Raw genomic sequence first — 610 nt, 5'->3', positions numbered from 1 at the left:
GCCAGCAACTGGAACCATACGCCGCTCGCCTGGAGCGCCGGGATGCGCTGCTCGGGGGCGAGGGAGACAAGCGACCTGCGTCCGCTCAGAACGGCGGCGATCTCCGGCTCGCGCGCGCTTGCGACCTGAAGCAGCAGGCGCAACAAAAGGCTGCGCTCATCCTCACGAAACTTGATGCGTCTGCTCTGTTCCAAAGCGCTCTCCTGATCCCGTCCGCATCGGCTGCCGCTGTAGCCGCGCCCTGAATCGAGGGTGGCGCCGGCTGTCAGGCGACCCGGTCGGGAACCGGACGCCCCTCGAAGAAGGCGGTCAGGTTCTCCACCACCTTCATGCCCATTGCCACCCGCGTTTCCTCGGTCGCGCTGCCGAGATGCGGCAGCAGCACGACATTCTCCAACTGCTTCAGTGCCTCCGGAACGGCCGGCTCCTCGGCAAAGACGTCGAGGCCAGCGCCGGCGATCTCGCGCCTTTGCAGCGCGCCGATCAGGGCGTCCTGGTCGACGACGTCGCCGCGCGCGGTGTTGATCAGGAACGCGCTATCCTTCATCAACCGCAGGCTTCGGGCATCGATCAGATGGCGGTTTTCCGCGCCGCCCGGGCAGTGCAGCGA

General features: G+C 67.0%; 2 protein-coding genes. Both read right to left on the bottom strand.

What is annotated here, in order from left to right; all coding sequences use genetic code 11:
- The coding region (locus tag EOA33_RS37890; RefSeq protein ID WP_145989610.1) for a hypothetical protein at nt 1–194 on the bottom strand (194 nt) is incomplete at its 3' end.
- Between the two features lie 71 nt (nt 195–265).
- A partial coding sequence (locus tag EOA33_RS37885) for an NAD(P)-dependent oxidoreductase (protein ID WP_281033614.1) occupies nt 266–610 on the bottom strand: 345 nt, incomplete at its 5' end.

The organism is Mesorhizobium sp. M4A.F.Ca.ET.050.02.1.1 (genome assembly GCF_003997725.1).
GTDB lineage: Bacteria > Pseudomonadota > Alphaproteobacteria > Rhizobiales > Rhizobiaceae > Mesorhizobium.
Note: the sequence above shows the minus strand (reverse complement) of the source record. Positions and strands in the feature narration are given on the sequence as shown.